General features: G+C 64.8%; 11 protein-coding genes and 2 pseudogenes. 10 read left to right on the forward strand and 3 right to left on the reverse strand.

The annotated features are described in order from the left end of the window. Positions 1-22: 22 nt before the first annotated feature. Complete coding sequence (locus tag EJ070_RS25115) at positions 23-802, reverse strand: SDR family oxidoreductase (protein ID WP_126093760.1); 780 nt, start codon at positions 800-802, stop codon at positions 23-25. Between the two features lie 118 nt (positions 803-920). On the opposite strand from EJ070_RS25115, the gene EJ070_RS25120 reads away from it, so the two are divergent. The 3 genes and pseudogenes from EJ070_RS25120 to EJ070_RS25130 all read left to right on the forward strand — a co-directional run bounded on the left by EJ070_RS25120 (position 921) and on the right by EJ070_RS25130 (position 3,874). After that, a complete protein-coding gene (locus EJ070_RS25120) occupies positions 921-1,751 on the forward strand; it encodes a UDP-2,3-diacylglucosamine diphosphatase (RefSeq protein ID WP_126093761.1) in 831 nt (276 codons plus the stop codon). A 61-nt stretch (positions 1,752-1,812) separates the two neighbouring features. Next, positions 1,813-2,490, forward strand: a pseudogene (locus EJ070_RS25125) (SDR family oxidoreductase); the annotation flags it as partial. 169 nt (positions 2,491-2,659) lie between these two features. Continuing rightward, on the forward strand, positions 2,660-3,874 hold the full coding sequence (locus tag EJ070_RS25130; RefSeq protein WP_126093763.1) for an MFS transporter: 1,215 nt from the start codon (positions 2,660-2,662) through the stop codon (positions 3,872-3,874). Here EJ070_RS25130 and dgcA read toward each other — a convergent pair. Continuing rightward, positions 3,845-4,828: an N-acetyl-D-Glu racemase DgcA gene (gene dgcA, locus EJ070_RS25135; protein WP_126093764.1), complete on the reverse strand. Its 984-nt coding sequence runs from the start codon at positions 4,826-4,828 to the stop codon at positions 3,845-3,847. The genes EJ070_RS25130 and dgcA overlap by 30 nt on opposite strands. Before the next feature lie 77 nt (positions 4,829-4,905). Here dgcA and EJ070_RS25140 point away from each other — a divergent pair, with 77 nt between their 5' ends. The 4 genes from EJ070_RS25140 (at position 4,906) to EJ070_RS25155 (ending at position 8,980) form a co-directional block, all read left to right on the forward strand. Continuing rightward, positions 4,906-6,093: an ABC transporter permease gene (locus EJ070_RS25140; protein WP_126093765.1), complete on the forward strand. Its 1,188-nt coding sequence runs from the start codon at positions 4,906-4,908 to the stop codon at positions 6,091-6,093. Position 6,094: 1 nt separating this feature from the next. Then, positions 6,095-6,913 carry an ABC transporter ATP-binding protein gene (locus EJ070_RS25145; RefSeq protein ID WP_126093766.1) on the forward strand — a complete coding sequence of 273 codons (819 nt, stop codon included), beginning with the start codon at positions 6,095-6,097 and terminating at the stop codon, positions 6,911-6,913. A 14-nt stretch (positions 6,914-6,927) separates the two neighbouring features. Then, a complete protein-coding gene (locus EJ070_RS25150; protein WP_126093767.1) occupies positions 6,928-8,301 on the forward strand; it encodes an MlaD family protein in 1,374 nt (457 codons plus the stop codon). Positions 8,302-8,389: 88 nt separating this feature from the next. Continuing rightward, positions 8,390-8,980, forward strand: a complete 591-nt coding sequence (locus EJ070_RS25155; protein ID WP_126095901.1) for an ABC-type transport auxiliary lipoprotein family protein — start codon at positions 8,390-8,392, stop codon at positions 8,978-8,980. A 152-nt stretch (positions 8,981-9,132) separates the two neighbouring features. Here EJ070_RS25155 and EJ070_RS25160 read toward each other — a convergent pair. Continuing rightward, a pseudogene (locus tag EJ070_RS25160) lies at positions 9,133-15,320 on the reverse strand (kinesin). A gap of 289 nt (positions 15,321-15,609) precedes the next feature. Here EJ070_RS25160 and EJ070_RS25165 point away from each other — a divergent pair. The 3 genes from EJ070_RS25165 (at position 15,610) to EJ070_RS25175 (ending at position 17,564) form a co-directional block, all read left to right on the forward strand. Next, positions 15,610-15,978: an Hpt domain-containing protein gene (locus tag EJ070_RS25165; RefSeq protein WP_126093768.1), complete on the forward strand. Its 369-nt coding sequence runs from the start codon at positions 15,610-15,612 to the stop codon at positions 15,976-15,978. A 138-nt stretch (positions 15,979-16,116) separates the two neighbouring features. Next, positions 16,117-16,437: a 2Fe-2S iron-sulfur cluster-binding protein gene (locus EJ070_RS25170; RefSeq protein WP_126093769.1), complete on the forward strand. Its 321-nt coding sequence runs from the start codon at positions 16,117-16,119 to the stop codon at positions 16,435-16,437. A 95-nt stretch (positions 16,438-16,532) separates the two neighbouring features. Further along, the gene (locus tag EJ070_RS25175; RefSeq protein ID WP_126093770.1) at positions 16,533-17,564 is read left to right on the forward strand and encodes an NAD(P)/FAD-dependent oxidoreductase; all 1,032 of its coding nucleotides are present in this window, start codon (positions 16,533-16,535) and stop codon (positions 17,562-17,564) included. Positions 17,565-17,581 lie beyond the last annotated feature (17 nt).

Here is a 17,581-nt window from a genome sequence, read left to right on the forward strand (position 1 = left end):
CGGCGGCCGCGAGCTGACTCAGTCAGAACGCGCTGACGTAGAGGCCTCCGTCGACCGGGATGTTCTGGCCAGTGAGGTAGCCGGCATGGACCGAGCACAAGAAGGCGCAGATCTGGCCGAATTCCTCCGGCGTGCCGAGGCGCTTGGCCGGCACATCGGCGCTGATGCGGGCCTTGCGCGCCGCCGCCGCGGCCGGGTCTTCCGGCGTGCCTGCCTCATCCGGGCCGCGCAGCCGGTCGGTGTCGTGCTTGCCGGGCAGGAGGCTGTTGATGGTCACGTTGCGGTCGATCACCGTGCGCGCCACGCCGGCAAGGAAAGAGGTCAGGCCGGCGCGGGCGCCCGACGACAGGTCGAGACCAGGGATCGGCACATAGACCGACAGCGAGGTGATGTTGACGATGCGGCCGAAGCCGCGCTTTGCCATGCCGTCTATGACCGCCTGGATCAGCTCGATCGGCGTCACCATGTTCTGCGTCACGCCTTCGAGGATCTTGCCGCGGTCGAGCTCGCGGAAATCGCGCCGCGGCGGGCCGCCATTGTTGTTGACCAGGATGTCGGGGTCGGGGCAGGCGGCGAGGATCGCCCCCTGCACGTCGGGCTTCGAGACGTCGCCGGCGATCTCGATCACCTTGACGTCGTATTTCTCGCGGATCTCCGCGGCAGTTTTCGCCAAAAGCTCGGCGTTGCGGCCATTGACGACGAGGTCGACGCCGGCTTCGGCGAGCGCAATCGCGCAGCCGCGCCCCAGTCCCTTGCTCGAGGCGCAGACGATGGCCTTCTTTCCGCGAATACCGAGATCCATGGTGATTTCTCCTTTTTCGAGGGCGGCAAGCTAGCGCCTGGGCTGGACCAACCGCAACCGTCATACGGTTGTTGCATGAATCGAGGCATAGGCACGCGAAAGAAAGGTGGAAATCGCGATGTCCGGTCCAGAACCCCGCACTTTCCGAACCATGTTCATTTCCGACGTGCATCTCGGGTCGAAGGCGGCCAAGGCCGATTTCCTGATCGATTTCCTGCGCTACCACGATGCCGATACCATCTATCTGGTCGGCGACATCGTCGACGGCTGGCGCCTGCGGCGTAGCTGGCATTGGCCGCAGAGCCACAACGACGTCGTGCAGAAATTGCTGCGCAAAGCGCGCAAGGGCGCCTCGATCACCTACATCGCCGGCAACCACGACGAATTCGCCCGCCAGTTCCAGGGCGTGCATTTCGGCGGCATCGTCGTTGCCGACCGCGCGGTCCACGAGACGGCCGACGGCAGGCGGCTGCTCGTCATCCATGGCGACCAGTTCGACACGGTGGTGCACAACCAGCGCTGGCTCGCCTATCTCGGCGACTATGCCTATGACGCGGCGATGCTGGTCAATCGCGTCGTGACCAAGCTGCGCCACCTGCTCGGGCTGCCTTACTGGTCGTTCTCGTCCTGGGCCAAGGTCAAGGTCAAGAAGGCGGTGAACTTCATCGGCTCGTTCCAGACCGTCCTCTCCGAGGAAGCGCGGCGCTCGCATGTCGACGGCGTGATCTGCGGCCACATCCACCATGCCGCGATCGAGGACTATGGCGACGTGCGGTACATCAACACCGGCGACTGGGTGGAAAGCTGCACGGCGGTGGTCGAGCATTTCGACGGCCGCATGGAGATCCTGACCTGGGCGCATGTTCTGCCCGAATCCTCGGCCGGCAAGGATGTGCTGGTGCCCGTCGATATCGCCGGCCTCAAGGGCAGGGCGGCCAAGGCCGCCTGAGCACCTCCTGAACTCAAGCGGCAACCGCGCTGCGGTCGCGGCCGTATCGACGCGGTGAAGCGGCTTCAACCACGATTTTTCGAAGTTCAAGGAAAACTGCGAAACCGACCGGCGTGCCATCGAGGCGATGGGCACGGAGCTTGCGGGCTCCGACCGGCCGCTGATCGTCACTTCCGGCATCGGACTGGTCCGGCCCGGCCGCATCGCGACCGAAGACGTTTCGCCTGCATCCAATCCAGCGATCCCGAGGGTCTCGGAGCAGACCGCCCATGCCGCGGCCGAGAAGGGCGTGCGCGTGTCGATCATTCGCCTGCCGCCGTCGGTGCATGGTGTTGGCGATCACGGCTTCGTTCCGATCCTGATCGGCATTGCCCGCGAGAAGGGTGCCTCGATCTACACGGACGAGGGTCTCAACCGCTGGCCCGCCGTGCACCGGCTCGATGCCGCCAGGCTCTACAGGCTGGTGCTGGAAAAGGGCCGCGGCGGCGCGCGCTACCACGCCGTCGCCGAGGAGGGCGTGCCGTTCCGCGAGATCGCCGGCGTCATCGGCCGCAGACTCGGTGTGCCGGTGGTCAGCAAAAGCCGGGAGGAATCCGCCGAACATTTCGGCTGGTTCGCGCATTTCTCGGCGATCGACAACGAGGCCTCGAGCGCGCTGACCCGGCAGGAACTGGGTTGGGAGCCGACCCAGCTAGGGCTGATCGCGGATATCGACCAGCCGACTTACTTCCAAAGCTGAGTCGAACGACGGCAGGCCCGAGGCGCAAACGTGCCTCGGGCTCGGCATTCTTTGTCTTTCAACGGCTTTAGCCTGGTCGATTGGTCCAGGCAGTTCCGCCGGGACTTACCGCATGATAGGGATCGAAACGCGTTGCGGGCCGTCGAATGCAGCGTAATTGGATCGATTCATGTCGCTGCCGCCGCTTTCGCCTGAGCAACTCGTCAAGCCCAGCCATTTCGAACTGCGCATGAGCCTGATCTTCGCGACCTTGTTCGTGTCGCAGGGCACGCATCTGCCCTATTTCCCGCTCTGGCTGCAGGCGAAAGGTTTTCACGCCGAACAGATCGCCGTCATCCTGGCCGCGCCGATGTTCCTGCGCGTCGTGACGACGCCGATGCTGACCGCGCTTGCCGACCGGGCGAAGGACCGGACCGACGTCTATATCGCGCTGGTTGCGGCATCGATGATCATTTCGGCCGGCTATTTCCTGCCGGCCACCTATGCGATCGTGCTCGCAGTGTCGCTCGTTTTGACGATCGTCTGGACGCCGCATTCGCCGCTGGCCGACTCGCTGGCGTTGTCGGGCGTGCGCCGCTTCGGCTCCAACTACACCGGCATGCGCAAATGGGGCTCGATCTCCTATCTTTGCGCCAATGTGGTTGGCGGCTTCATCCTCGCGGTGACCGGAGCTGAGGCTGTGCCGGCGATCATCTTCGTGGCCATTGCCGCGGCACTTGTTGCTGCGCTGTTTGCGCCGCGCATGGGACGGCCCCGCAAGGCATCGCCGCTGTCGGCGGCCGACATCCAGCATTCGGCCCCGAGCCTTTTCAACGCCTATTTCCTCTATTTCACGCTCGGTGTCGGGATCATCACCGCCAGCCACGCCTTTCTCTACGGCTTCGTGTCGATCTACTGGAAGTCGATCGGCATCAGCGATTCCGTTGTCGGCCTGCTGTGGGCCTGGGGCGTGGTGTCGGAAGTCTGCATGTTCTTGTTCTTCAACCGTATTTTCGCATCTGTCACGGTCGTGAAAGTTATGCTGATCGCCGGCATCGGCTCGATCGTGCGCTGGATCGCCTTTCCGCTGGTCTGGCCGCTTGGCCTGGGCGTCGCCGGCTTCTTCGGCGTCCAGACGCTGCATTCGGTGTCGGTTGCAATGGTCCTGATCGGCCTGCAGAAGATGATAGGCGAAACGGTTTCCGAAGAGCGCACGGGTGCCGCGCAAGGTATCGCCTATTTCTTCAACGGCTTCTTCATGGCCGCGGTGACGCTGGCCTCCGGCCCGCTCTACGATCGCTTCGGCGTCGATGGCTTCCTGGCCATGATTCCGATCGCGATCATTGGCCTTGCGTTGATCGGGCTCGCCGCGCGCTCAACCCCACAGCGCCCGGTCAGGCGGTGACACCAGCGATCCCTGGTAGACGAGGCCAGGATCGCGGTCGCGCGCAAGCAGCAGCGGCCCGTCGAGGTCGACGAAATCGGCGCCTTGAGCCAACAAGACAGCCGGCGCCATGGCGAGCGACGTGCCGACCATGCAGCCCACCATGATGCCGAAACCCAGTTCCTGGGCGCGTTCGCGAAGCCTGAGCGCTTCCGTCAGGCCGCCCGACTTGTCTAGCTTGATGTTGACGGCGTCATAGAGGCCGACAAGCGAATCGAGGTCCTTTGCCTCATGCACGCTTTCGTCGGCGCAGATCGGCACCGGATGCGCGATTTCGCGCAGGATGCCGTCGCGGCCGGCAGGAAGCGGCTGCTCGATGAGCGCGATGCCTTGCCTGGCGGCAAAGGCGAGGTTGGCCTCGATGTTGTCGTCGGTCCATCCCTCGTTTGCATCGAGGATGATACGGCTCCGCGGGGCGGCCTCCGTCACGGCGCGTATTCTCGCCAAGTCGTCGTCACCGCCGATCTTGACCTTGAGCAGTGGCCGCGAGGCGTTGGCGCTAGCCTGCGCGGCCATCGCTTCAGGTGCGCCGAGCGACAGTGTGTAGGCGGTTTCCAGCACCTTTGGCGAGGCGGCGCCGATCGCGTCCGCTACCGGACTGCCGCTGAGCTTTGCCTCCAGATCCCACAGGGCACAGTCGATCGCGTTGCGTGCCGCGCCGGCCGGCATGGCCGCGAGCAGGGCGGCTCGGTCGATGCCACCCTCAATCCTGCCACGCATGGCCTCGATTGCGGCGCGCACACCCTCCATGGTCTCGCCATAGCGCTTGTAGGGAACGCATTCGCCGCGCCCGACATGCCCATTGTCGCCGATCGCCACGGTGATGACTTCCGCCTCGGTTTTCGAGCCGCGCGAGATGGTGAAGGTGCCCGCGATCGGGAACCGCTCGGCCTCGACCGAAATGACACGCGCCATATTTTTCTTCTCCGGCTGTGCGACACCGGTCTGCCGGCAAATCGACACGCCAGTTCCGTCACGCTAAACAGGACGCCATGTTGACCATCCGCAAACGCGACGCAAGCCGCACGCCTGCCGGTGAAGGCAATCACCAGCCGCGCATCGCCGTCGGCGAGGAAGGCGGCGTGCTCGGCTGCGCTTTTTCCGGTGTCTGGACGACGCGGACCGTGGCATCGGTCGACGCCGAGATGCGCAGGATCGAGAAGCGCAGCGGCGCAAAGCAGCTGATGCTCGATCTTTCGCATATCGAGAAGATGGATACGGCGGGCGCCTGGCTGATCGATCGGCTGGCCAGCGCCTTCGAGAAGAAGGGCGTCGAAGTCCACGTGCAGGGGCAGAGCGAGATCGCCTCGATCCTGCTTGGCGCCGTCGGCGACGCGGTGCGGCGCGAACCCGAATCGGGACCGGCCGGGCCGCCCAACATCATCATGCGCGCGCTGGAACTGGTCGGCCGCCGCGTCTACGAGATGCGCGACGATTTCATTGCTTCGATGAACATCCTCGGCGCCACCATTCGCGGCGCGCAGATGAAGCTCGGGCGTGGCCATGCCGTCAATCCGGCCGCGATCTTCAATCAGATCGACCGCATGGGCGTCGGCGCCATCCCTGTGGTGGTGCTGATGTCGGCGATCGTCGGGGCGATCGTCGCGCAGCAGGGCGCCTATCAGCTCAGCTATTTCGGCGCCGATATCTTCGTCGTCGATCTCGTCGGCGTGCTGATCCTGCGCGAGCTCGGCGTGCTGATGACCGCGATCATGCTCGCCGGCCGCTCGGGAAGCGCCATCACCGCAGAGATCGGCTCGATGAAGATGCGCGAAGAGGTCGACGCACTGAAGGTGATCGGGCTCAATCCGATCGGCGTTCTGGTGTTTCCGCGGCTCGTCGCCCTGGTGATCGCGCTGCCATGCCTAACGATCATCGCCAATTTCGCGGCGCTTGGCGGCGGCATCGTCGCCGCCTGGCTTTACTCCGATATCCCCCCCGCTGCCTTCATCGATCGGTTGCGCGTCGCCATCGACCTCAGCACCATCTTCTCCGGGCTGATCAAGGCGCCGTTCATGGCCATGATCATCGGCACCATTGCTTCAGTGGAAGGCATGAAGGTCGGCGGCAGCGCCGAGTCGCTCGGCCGGCACGTTACCGCCTCGGTGGTGAAGTCGATCTTCGTCGTCATCATCCTCGACGGGCTTTTCGCCATGTTCTACGCAGCGATCGAGTTCTGAGATGGCAGTCGCGAGCGGCAACGGGGTCAAGAGGACGCAGAACGCGGATGAGAGCGAAATCGTGCTTTCGGTGCGGGACGTCACCGTTGCCATCGAGGACAAGCTGATCCTCGACAAGCTTTCCCTCGACATCAAGCGCGGCGAGATCCTGGGCTTCGTCGGCGCCTCGGGCGCCGGCAAGTCGGTCTTGCTGCGCACGATCCTCGGGCTGATGCCCAAGCAATCGGGCACGATCAGGCTGTTCGGCGTCGACGTCGACAAGGCAAGCGACGCCGAGCGCCTTCGCATCGACATGCGCCTTGGCGTTCTTTTCCAGCACGGGGCGTTGTTTTCGGCGTTGACGGTGCTCGAAAACGTGCAGGTGCCGATGCGCGAATATCTCGACCTGCCGAAGAAGCTGATGGACGAGCTCGCCATGCTCAAGGTCGAACTGGTCGGGCTGCCGCCCGACGCGGCGCAGAAATTCCCCTCCGAGCTTTCGGGCGGCATGATCAAGCGCGCGGCTCTGGCGCGCGCGCTGGCGCTCGACCCGGACATCGTCTTTCTCGACGAACCGACTTCGGGCCTCGATCCGATCAGCGCGGCCGAATTCGACGAATTGGTCGTCAAGCTACGCGATACGATGGATCTGACGGTCTATATGGTCACGCACGACCTCGACACGCTGTTCACCGCCTGCGACCACGTGGCGGTGCTCGGCAAGAAGAGGGTGCTGGTCGAAGGCACGATCGACGACATGCTGAAGAGCGAGGAGCCGTGGGTCAAATCCTATTTCCGCGGAAAACGTGCCCGGCAACTTGATCTTGCGGCGCGTGCTTAGCCATAAGTGGGGCAATGGAAACCAGAGCCAACTACGTCATTGTCGGCATCTTCACACTGGCTGCGATCCTCGCGGCCTTCGCCTTCGTCTATTGGACCGCTGCGATCGGCGAAAGGGGCGAGACGACGCTTCTGCGCGTGCGCATTCCTGGCTCGGCTTCGGGCCTTGGCCGCGGCAGCTTCGTGCTCTTCAACGGCGTCAAGGTGGGCGACGTCAAGCGTGTCTATATCGACGTCGACAATCCGACCGTCGCTATCGCCGACACTGAGATCGACCGCATGACGCCGATCACCAAGTCGACGCAGGCCGATATCGGGCTCGCGGGCCTCACCGGTCAGGCCAATATCGAGCTCAGGGGCGCGGATCCCAAGGAAGCCAAGCTGCTCGACGAGGCGGAGAAGGAGGGCAGGGTCCCCGAGATCGTCGCCAATCCTTCGGCCGTGACCAACCTGTTGCAGACGGCGCAGAACATCTTCACTCGCGCCGACAAGGTGCTCTCAGATCTTGAGGGCTTCACCAAGGACGTTCGCGGCCCGCTGACGCAGACCGTCAAGAACGTCGAGACCTTCTCCGACGCGCTGGCTAAGAATTCGGACGGCATCGACAAGTTCCTGTCCGCCGTGAGCTCGCTCTCGGATCAATTGCAGAACGTGTCAGGCAGGCTCGACAGCACGTTGAAGGCCGCGGAAGGACTGCTCAACTCCGTCGACAAGGACAAGATCAAGAGCATCGTCGCCAATGTCGACACGGTCACGGCGAACCTGAAGGAAACGTCGAAGCAGTTCGACACGACCATCGACAACGTTAATACGGCGGTCGGCTCGATCAACGACTTCGCCAAGCAGACGCAAGGCACCCTGGCCAAAGTCGACAACGTGCTCGATGGGATCGATCCCGCGGATGTCCGCACGGCGCTCGCCAACATCCAGAAGGCCAGCGACAGCGCCAACAGGGCGGCCGCTGACATCGCCAAGGTCACCGACAAGATCGCCAACCGCTCCGACGATATCAACGATACCATCAAGAACGCACGCCAGCTTTCGCAGCGCCTCAACGATGCCTCGGTGCGCGTCGACGGCATCCTCGCCAAGGTCGACAAGCTTCTCGGATCCGGCGAGGCCAACGGCGTGATGGCCGACGCCAGGGCGACGCTGAAATCCTTCAAGCAGGTCGCCGATACGCTGAATGCGCGGCTTGGCACCATCACCGACAATCTGGCGCGCTTCTCCGGCCAGGGGCTGCAGAATGTCGAGGCGCTGGTTCAGGACAGCCGGCGCTCGATCAACCGCATCGAGGAAGCGGTGACTGACCTCAGCCGCAACCCGCAGCGCATTCTGACGGGCGGCGAGGGTGAGGTTCGTCAGTTTGACGGCAGGGCACGGCGTTGACTTCGGCTGCCGCGAAAGCCAAGAACATGGATTGCAGCTGTAAGTTGATCGTCAGATCCGGGGACAATGGGGATCGCGCGTGAAGTCGGTGAGAGGGTTGAAGTCGGTTGCCGCCGCGGCGCTCGCGCTTGCGCTTGCCGGATGCGCGGCGCTGGGAGGCAAGCCGGCGCCGCTCGATACGTTCGAGCTTTCTGCTCCGGCGGTCGACATGCACGGCCATAGCCGCCGCCAGATCCTGATCGCCCAGCCTTCTGCGCTGAAGGCGCTGGACAGCCAGAACATCGTCATCAGGCCGTCCGACCAGTCGATCCAGTTCCTCAAGGGCGCGCAATGGGCGGATCGCCTGCCGCTGATCGTGCAGGCCAGGCTCGCCGAGACCTTCCAGCGTTCCGGCAGTTTTGCCGGCGTCGGCAAGCCGGGCGAGGGGCTGGCGATCGACTATCAGATCATCGTCGAGGTCCGCTCCTTCGAAGTCCGCGTCGACGGCGGCGAACATGCCGATGTCGACCTGTTCGTGCGCATCCTCAACGACCGCAATGGCGAGGTGCGCGCCTCCAAGAGCTTCACCGCGAGCGCGCCGGTCTCCGGCGGCGGCAACGCCGCCTTTGTCGGCGCGCTGGACAACGCCTTCGGCCAGGCGGCGAAGGACATCGTCCGCTGGACGGACTCGGTGATCTGATGGGACTCCATCCGGGTCGCTGAGGCTGTCGTTCCCCTGGCATGAGGCGTCGGCGACGATATCTATCGCTGCTCAGGTCACAGGCATGCCGTTCGGACAAACAAAAAGGCGGGAGCTTGTCCCGCCTTTTTTGTTACTCGCTAACAGCCGGCTCAGTGCAGACGGCCGCTGGCGTGAGCAAGCATGGTGTAGACCTTGCCGGTGTCCGACGTCAGATAGGTCTGCGCCATGATGTTGTCGCGGTCGTTGCGCGAGACATCCTTGAGCAGCTTCTCGAAGTCGTCGCAGTAGCGGTCCACAGCGGCGCGGAACTCGGCCTCGGCCTGATACTTGCGGCGGATCTCGTCAAAGGTCTGCTGGCCTTTCAGCGTGTAGAGCCGGCGCGTGAAGACGTCGCGCTCGCCGCGGCGATAGCGGTTCCACAATTCGATCGAGGCGTCATGGTCGATGGCGCGCGCGATGTCGACGGACAGCGAATTGAGCGACTCCATGACATGCAGCGGCGAACGCTGGGCAGGGGCCGCGCGCGGCGCTTCCGCCGGGGCGGCCGGCTTCAGGTTTTCTTCGCGCGAAGCGTTGGTCAGAAGATCGCGCACCCAGCCGCCCTGCTGTGTGCGGCCATTCGGGTCGCGCCGCGGCGCCTCCGCGGGACGCTCGAGATCGAGCGTACCGCGCAGCGTCGTCTCGGCGAGCGGTGCCTGCGGCGAGCGACGCTCCGGCTGCGGTTGAGGCTGCGGCGCAGGCGGACGGCGCAGCGGCTGTTCGGCGGGACGGTCCGGCGCCTGCGGTGCAGGGCGCAGGCTGCGGGGCTCGCCGGTCTCGCTGCTGCCGCTGCGGCCGGATTTCGCAACGATGTCAGACAGTTCCTTGAGCGCGTTGATCTGCTCGGAGACGGCACGGCGAATGGCCGAGGTCGATTCCTTGGCCTCCTCCGGCATCTCGATCACGCCCTTCTTGAGCTCGGCGCGGGTGAGGTCCAGCTCGCTCTTGATCGAGCCCGCGGTGCGCCGCATCTCCTCGGTGGCATCGGCAAAGCGCCGCGTCGCCGAATCGACGACCTCGGCGATGGCCGTGCGGATCTTCTCCGCCGATTCCATCGTCCGGCCCTCGGCATTCTGCATCGTCTTGCCCACCAGGCTTTCGAACGAGCGCATCACTTTCTCGAGGTCTTCCGACTTCTTGACCAGGCCGACGGCGAGGTCTTCCAGCGAGGACTGCCGCTCCAGCGTGTGCTCGAGATTGCTCTGAGCGGAGCTCAGCAGAGCCGAGGCACTCGACAGCAGGCGGCTGTGCTCGTCGAACTTGGTCGCGATCGAGGCAACCTCGCGCAACGTCGCCGACGACAGATCGGTGAGCCGTGTCGTGTTGGAATCGACGAGGCGCGCCGAACTGGCGAAGGTCTGGGCCGCCTTTTCCGTGGTCGTGGCGAAGCTTTGCGTGCTGCCGGTGAGGCGTTCCTCGACCTGACCGAGGTTGACCGCCGCCTGGTCGATCAGCTGACCGAGCTGCGCGCTGGAGGTGGACATGCGGCCGATGAGGTCGGCAACGCTGTCGGCCAGCGTCGAGCGCGCGCCCTCGACGGCCGAAAGCGTCTCGGCCGTGCGGCTGGCGAGCGCGTTGACGAGGGCCGCGTTTTCGCTGCGCAGCTTCTCGGTCGCCCGCTCGGTGACCTCTTCCATGTTTTTCTGCAGTTCGGAGCCGCCCTGGGCGAAGCGCTCGACCAGAGGACGCGCCGTCTCGTCGAGGATCTTCGACATCTCGGCCGAACGCGCCGCAAGCATGGTGTTGAGCTCGCGGGTATTGGCGCCGATGGTCTTTGCCGCCTCGTTGGTGCTCTGGCCGATATGCTGGCCGACGGCGGTGAAGGTTTCGGCGATGACGTTGGCGCGCGAGATGAGCTGCGCCTCGGCGCTCGATACCTGCTCGCTGAGCTTCTGGCCCATCGTTTCGGCGGTGTGGGCGAGGCGGCTCTCGACGCTCGTCACCTGCTCCTCGACACGGGTAGCGGCCGCGGCCGCGCTCGATGCCAGGCGCTCGTCGGCGCCGGCAAGCGCCTGCTCGATCTCGCGGGCGTGGACGGCGAGCTCCTGGCCGGTCTGGCGAGCACGATCGGCGACGCGCTGCTCGGTGGCCGCGAATGCGCCGACAATGGCGTCGGTATGTTCGCCGATGGTCGAACTGCTGCTGGCGATGCGCGACACCAGGCGGCTGTCGGCATCGTCGAAGATGCGGGCAATTTCAGACGCCCGCGACGAAAGCGCTTCCGAACCTTCCGCGATGCGCGAGATCAGATGCTGGTCGGCGGCGTCGAAGATGCGGCCGAGGTCGGAGGCGCGTGCGGCCAGCGCCTCGGCCGATTCGGTGATGCGCATGCTCAGCCGCTCGTCGGCGCCCTCGAAGTTGCGCAGGATGTCGCCGGCGCGCGCCGCCAGCGACTGCGCCGTTTCGACCGCGCGAGCGACCAGCTTCTGGTCGGCGGCGTCGAAAGTGCCGGCGATCTCGCCGGCGCGCGCCGCCAGCTTGTCGGCGGTTTCCTCGGCGCGGGCCATGAGCGAATTGGACGCATCGTCGGCGCGGGCCATCAGCATGCTGGACGTGTCCTGCGCACGCTCGTGCAGGCGGCGGTCGGCCGCCTCGAAGGCGTTGGCGATGTCCTCGGCCCTGGCAAGCAGCGCGGCCGACGTCTGCTCGGCGCGTTCGGCGATCTTGCGGTCGGCATCGCTGAAGGCGGCCCCGGCCTGCTCGTGCAGCGTGCTGGTGATTTCCATGACCTTGTCGCGCAACGCGCCGGCAACGAAGACGGCGGTCTTCTCCAGCACGCCGCGGACGTTGTCGACGCCGGTCGACAATGCACGCTCCATGGTGCCGGCGCGCTCTTCGATGATACCGGTCTGCCTGCTGAAAGCGTGCTCGCGATCGCCGCCGAAATGTCGCTGCTCTTGGCAGCGATCTGGTCGATGTGGCCGGACACCGAACGATCGACGTCCTCGCGTGCCTCGGCAAGCTTGGCGAGATCGTCCTCCAGGGCGCGAGCCAGCGTGTCGCGCCCTTCGGACAGCTTGCCGACATGGCCGGCAATGATGCCGTCGAGTTCCGAGCGGCTTTCCGCCAGCTTTTGCAAGTCGGCTTCGAGCGCACGCTTGAGGATATCGCGGCCCTCGGCGAGCTTCTCCACCTGGCCGGAGACCAGGCCATCGATACCGGCGCGGCTCTCGGCGAGCTTGGCAAGATCCGCCTCGAGAGCACGCGTGAGCACATCACGGCCCTCCGAAAGCTTCTCGACCTGGGCTGCGACGAGGCCATCGATCGAGGCGCGGCTCTCGGCGAGCTTGGCGAGATCCGCCTCCAGGGCGCGCTTGAGGATGTCGCGGCCTTCGGCGAGCTTCTCGACCTGGCCGGCGACCAGGCCGTCGATGCTGGAGCGGCTCTCGGCGAGCTTGGCGAGATCGTCCTCCAAGGCCTTGGACAGTGCCGAGCGGTCCTGCGAGAGCCTGTCGGCGTGGGTCTGCATGAGGCCGCTGGCGTTGGCCATGTCGGCATCGAGGGCGCGTGAAAGCTCGGCGCGATGGTCGGTGATCTTTTGCGAATGATCGACGATGGCGCCCTGAATGGTGTTGAGGTCCGCTTCCAGCGCGCGCTTGAGGATGTCGCGGCCTTCCGCCAGCTTCTCGACCTGGCCGGCGACCAGGCCGTCGATGCTGGAGCGGCTCTCGGCCAACTTGGCCAAATCGTCCTCGAGCGACTTCGACAGCACCGCGCGGTCCTCGACAAGCCGGTTCTGGTGGTCGGAGATTGCGCCGCCGACCGTCTGCAGGTCGGCCTCCAGGGCCTTCGACAGTTGCGCCCGTTCCTCCTGCACCCTGTCGGAATGTCCCGCGATGGCACCCCTGATGGTATTGATGTCCGCTTCGAGGGCGCGCTTGAGGATATCGCGCCCTTCGGCGAGCTTCTCGACCTGGCCGGCGACAAGACCGTCGATCGAGGCGCGGCTCTCGGCCAACTTGGCGAGGTCGGATTCCAGCGTCTGCGACAACAGGCTGCGGTCCTCGACGAGCTTGCCGGCATGGCTGTCGATCAGGCTGCGGATGCCGCTCAGGTCGCCTTCCAGCGCGCGGCTGAGTTCGCCCCTGTCTTCCGCGAGCTTGGCCGAATGGGTCTCGATCAGGTTCCTTATGCCGGAGATGTCGGTCTCAAGCGCCTTGGCGAGCACGGCGCGACCTTCGGCGATCTTCTCGACCTGGCCGGCGACCAGGCCATCGATCGAGGCTCGGCTGTCCTGCAGCTTGCCGAGATCGGCTTCCAGCGCGCGCGCTAGGATGTTGCGGCCCTCGGCCAGCTTGCCGACATGGCCGGCGACCATTTCGTCAATCATTGTACGGGCTTGCACGAGTCTGCCGGAGTCTTCGTTCAAGGCCTGAGACAGGCGGTTGCGACCCTCTTCGAGCTGTTCGAGGTGGCTGCCCAGCGAAGCGTCGATGGCAGCGTGCGCCTCGTTGACCTTGCGCAGGTCATCTTCCAGCGCGCGAGAGATCAGGCCGCGGCCCTCGGCCAGTTTCTGGACCTGATTGGCCACGGCGTCGTCGATGCCGGCGCGACTCTCGGCGAATTTCGCGAGATCCTCCTGCATGGCAGCCGCCATACGCTGGCTGCTTTCGGCCAGCTTCCGGCTGTGGTCTTCGATGGCCTCGTCGATGCCGGCGCGAGCGTCGGCGAGCCGCTGGATGTCGGCGTCGAACGATCGCGACACGACGTGGCGGGCGGCTTCCATGCGCCCGGCGAAATCGGTGGCGCGCGCTTCGAGCATGGAGGAGGTCGACGACACGATGTCGGCCATATCGGCGCCGATCTGGGTCTTGCCCTGATCGATCATCGCCGACAGCGTGTCCTTGCTCTCGGCGAAGGTGCTGGCGATCTCGCGCGCTCGCTCGACCAGCGTCTCGTTGATCTGGCGGGCGCGTGCCTCGAGCGCGGCATTGAGCTTCTGGGTGCCGGTATCGAGCGCCTCGGCGCGGGTCTGGAACTCGCTGATCAGCGCCTGACCGCGCTCGGCCAGCGTCCGCTCGATGCCGTTGAGGCTTGCTTCGAACTCGGAGTTGAGCGTGCGTGCAGCGCCGCCGAGCAGCGAGACCATGCCGGTGGTGCGGTCATCCAGCAGGTCGGTCAGCGAGCGGGTGAGGCCGTCGGTCGTGTCGGTCAGCTTGGCGATGCGGGTGTCGAGCAGGCTGGCGAAGGCCTCGCCCGAGGTCGACAGGCGGTCGGTGATCGTATCGAGCCGGGTTTCCACCGAATCGAAGATCGACATCGAGCTTTCGTTGATGCGATCGATCAGCGTGTCGCCGGAATTGTTGATCGTCATCGACAGTTTGGTCGAGGCGTTGAGGATCGAGTCGCGAATGATGTCGCTGGCCGAGCCGATCTCGTCGCGCAGCGTCTCATGGGCGCCGGCGATCGAGGCACGCACGCGCTCGGCGTGGGTGACGACTGCCTCGCGCTCGCTGCCGAGGCCGTCGACCAGCGAGCGGATGCGAGCCTCGTTCTCGGAATAGGAGCGCTCGATCTGGCTGACTTCGCTGTGGACGAGCGTTTCGAGCTCGACGGCGCGCGCCAGCGTGCGCTCGATGCCTTCGCCCATCGCCGCCACCTCGCGGCGCACGGCCTGACCGATCATCATGACGCGGTCCTGGGCAAGGTTCTCCGGCTCGGCGAGGCGGAAGGCCACTTCGGTCATCGATTGCGCGGCAATGCGCATTTCCTGGGCGCGCCGGATCATGGCCGCGAAGGCCCAGAACAGGATGACCGGGATGATCGCCGCGACCGCCAGGCCGATCAGCTCGGGGCGGGCGAAGAACTGATCGAAGGTGCGGATCTTCCAGATGCTCGGGCCGAACAGCAGGTTGGCAACGCCGCCGGCGCCGGCGATCCACGCAAGCGAAATGAACGCTACGACCCAGTAGACGGTGCTCGAGGCGCGCCGGTTGAGGCCATGCAGAAGCGTCCGGTAATCCTTCTGGCGGTCATCATTTGCCGGTGTGAAACCGGCAGGGGCCGGCGTGAAACCGGCTGGCTGCGAAGCGCGCGATTCGACCGGGCGCAGCTCCGCCGGCTTTGGCTGGGGTGCCGCCTTTGCGGCCTGAGGCTCATTTGCCGGCTCGATTCTCTGGCTGCGGCCTTCGCGCGCCAATTCGTCCGCGGCCGCCGAAATCTGGGCTTCGAGATCTTCCATCGACGCCGCCATGTCGAGGCCGCCTTCGTCGCCGTTGAGCTCAAGGTCAAGCGCCTTTTCCCGTTCCGCGGCTACGTCGCTCTCGAGGGATTTCGTCGTCGTCGGTTTCTTAGCCATGCCTTCGCTACCCTGTACTAGCTGCCGCGGGACTTATGATTTTGGCCTGATTCTGGCTTGTCTGGTCCCAGACAGGAGGCTGAAAATGGACGTTCGTATCGTAATGACACACAGGGGTAAAGAAAACATGCATTCCGGGCGATACGTAAAACTTTAAATATAAGGTTAACGCAAGCGTGATTTGGCTGCCTCTGTGACAACATTTTTCCCCGGTAGCCGTTAACCCGATGGCGACGCGGATCGCCTATTTTTTTGGGCGCCAGCCGCCTTTTTAGGAGTTGCAGTGCGTATGCGTGGCGAAAGTGGAATCGCGTTTTCCATGCCCGGCGGAGACGTGTCGGGAACGGCAGGGTCGCGACCTGTGGATTTGGCCCATTTGGCGCGGCAGACGATGGACGATCGCGCGCTCGAACAGGAAGTGCTGGCGCTGTTCGTGCAGCAGGCGCTTTCGGTGCGTGACAAGATCCTCGACGCCGATGCCAGGGAACGTGTGCTCCTAGCTCACAGCCTGAAAGGCTCGGCGCGCGGCATCGGTGCCTTTGCCGTCGCCGAATGCGCCGCAGCCATCGAAAAGCAGCCCGAGGACACCCGCACCCTGAAGAAGCTCGGCATGCTGATCGACGAAGTGCGGGATTTCATCGCCGCCATCAGCCGCTGAAGCATCGCGCCGGGAGGATTCGGGCGACGCGTCGGCGAACAGCCATCTTCCGAAAAACGTCATTTGGTGGCGTTTTCCTGCCGCAGTTGACTTGTGCGGCGGAGTGATTATCTCGGCTGCGACTCCTTCAGGTGACAAATGACCAAGCTGACTTTCATCGCCAATGACGGCACTCGATTCGACGTGGAAGCCGAGAACGGCTCGACCGTCATGGAAAACGCGATCCGCAACGCGGTGCCCGGCATCGAGGCCGAATGCGGCGGCGCCTGCGCCTGCGCGACCTGCCATGTTTATGTCGACGAGGCCTGGATCGCGGAGGTCGGGGAGCCCGAGGCGATGGAAGAGGACATGCTGGACTTCGCCTATGACGTCCAGCCGAACTCGCGCCTGTCCTGCCAGATCAAGGTGCGCGACGCGCTCGACGGGCTTGTCGTGCGCGTGCCCGAGCGCCAGGGCTGAGCCAACTCTCCATTTTCCAATTTTGCCCGTGGCCGCTTGGCAGCAGGCCATAGCTCATGCACTGTCCCCACCATTCCCAAAATGGGGCGGAGCTGATGACGGACACGATCAAGACGGACGTACTCATTGTCGGGGCGGGGCCGATCGGTCTGTTCGCCGTGTTCGAGCTCGGCCTGTTCGACATGAAGTGCCATCTGATCGACATTCTCGACCGTCCCGGGGGGCAATGCGCCGAGCTCTACCCGGAAAAGCCGATCTACGACATTCCCGGCTGGCCGATCATCACGGCGCAGGGGCTGGTCGACAAGCTCATGGAACAGATACATCCGTTCAAGCCGGGGTTCACCTTCAACCGGATGGTCTCGAGCCTCAAAAAGCTCGAGGACGGCAGCTTCCGCGTCACCACGGATGAAAACGAGGTGTTCGAGGCCAAGGTGGTGGTGATTGCCGCAGGCGGCGGTTCGTTCCAACCCAAGCGCCCGCCCATCCCTGGTGTCGAGGATTATGAGGGAAAGAGCGTCTTCTACTCCGTCCGGCGCATGGAGGATTTCCGCGGCCATGACCTCGTCATCGTCGGCGGCGGCGACTCGGCGCTCGACTGGACGCTCAACCTGCAGCCGGTCGCGAAGAGCGTGACGCTCGTCCACCGGCGCCCGGAGTTCCGGGCAGCGCCCGACAGCGTCAACAAGATGTATGCCATGCAGGAGATGAAGCAGCTGCGATTCCTTGTCGGTCAGGTGAGCGGCCTTGCGGGCGCCGATGGCCGGCTTTCATCCGCGACCATCAAGGGCGGCCCGGATGGCGATATCGAGGTGCCCTGCACCCGCATGCTGCCGTTCTTCGGTCTCACCATGAAGCTCGGGCCGATCGCCGAATGGGGGCTGAACCTGCATGAGAACCTTATCCCGGTCGACACCGAGAAATTCCAGACGTCGGTCCCCGGTATCTTCGCCGTCGGCGACATCAACTGGTATCCGGGCAAGTTGAAGCTGATCCTGTCGGGCTTCCACGAGGTCGCTCTGATGGCGCAGGCGGCCAAGCGCATCATCAGCCCCGGCGAGCGCATTGTTTTCCAGTACACGACCTCGTCGACCAGCCTCCAGAAGAAGCTCGGCGTCCACGAGTGAAACAAATGGCAGAGCAC

The sequence above is a fragment of the Mesorhizobium sp. M1E.F.Ca.ET.045.02.1.1 genome, assembly GCF_003952485.1.
Taxonomy (GTDB): domain Bacteria; phylum Pseudomonadota; class Alphaproteobacteria; order Rhizobiales; family Rhizobiaceae; genus Mesorhizobium.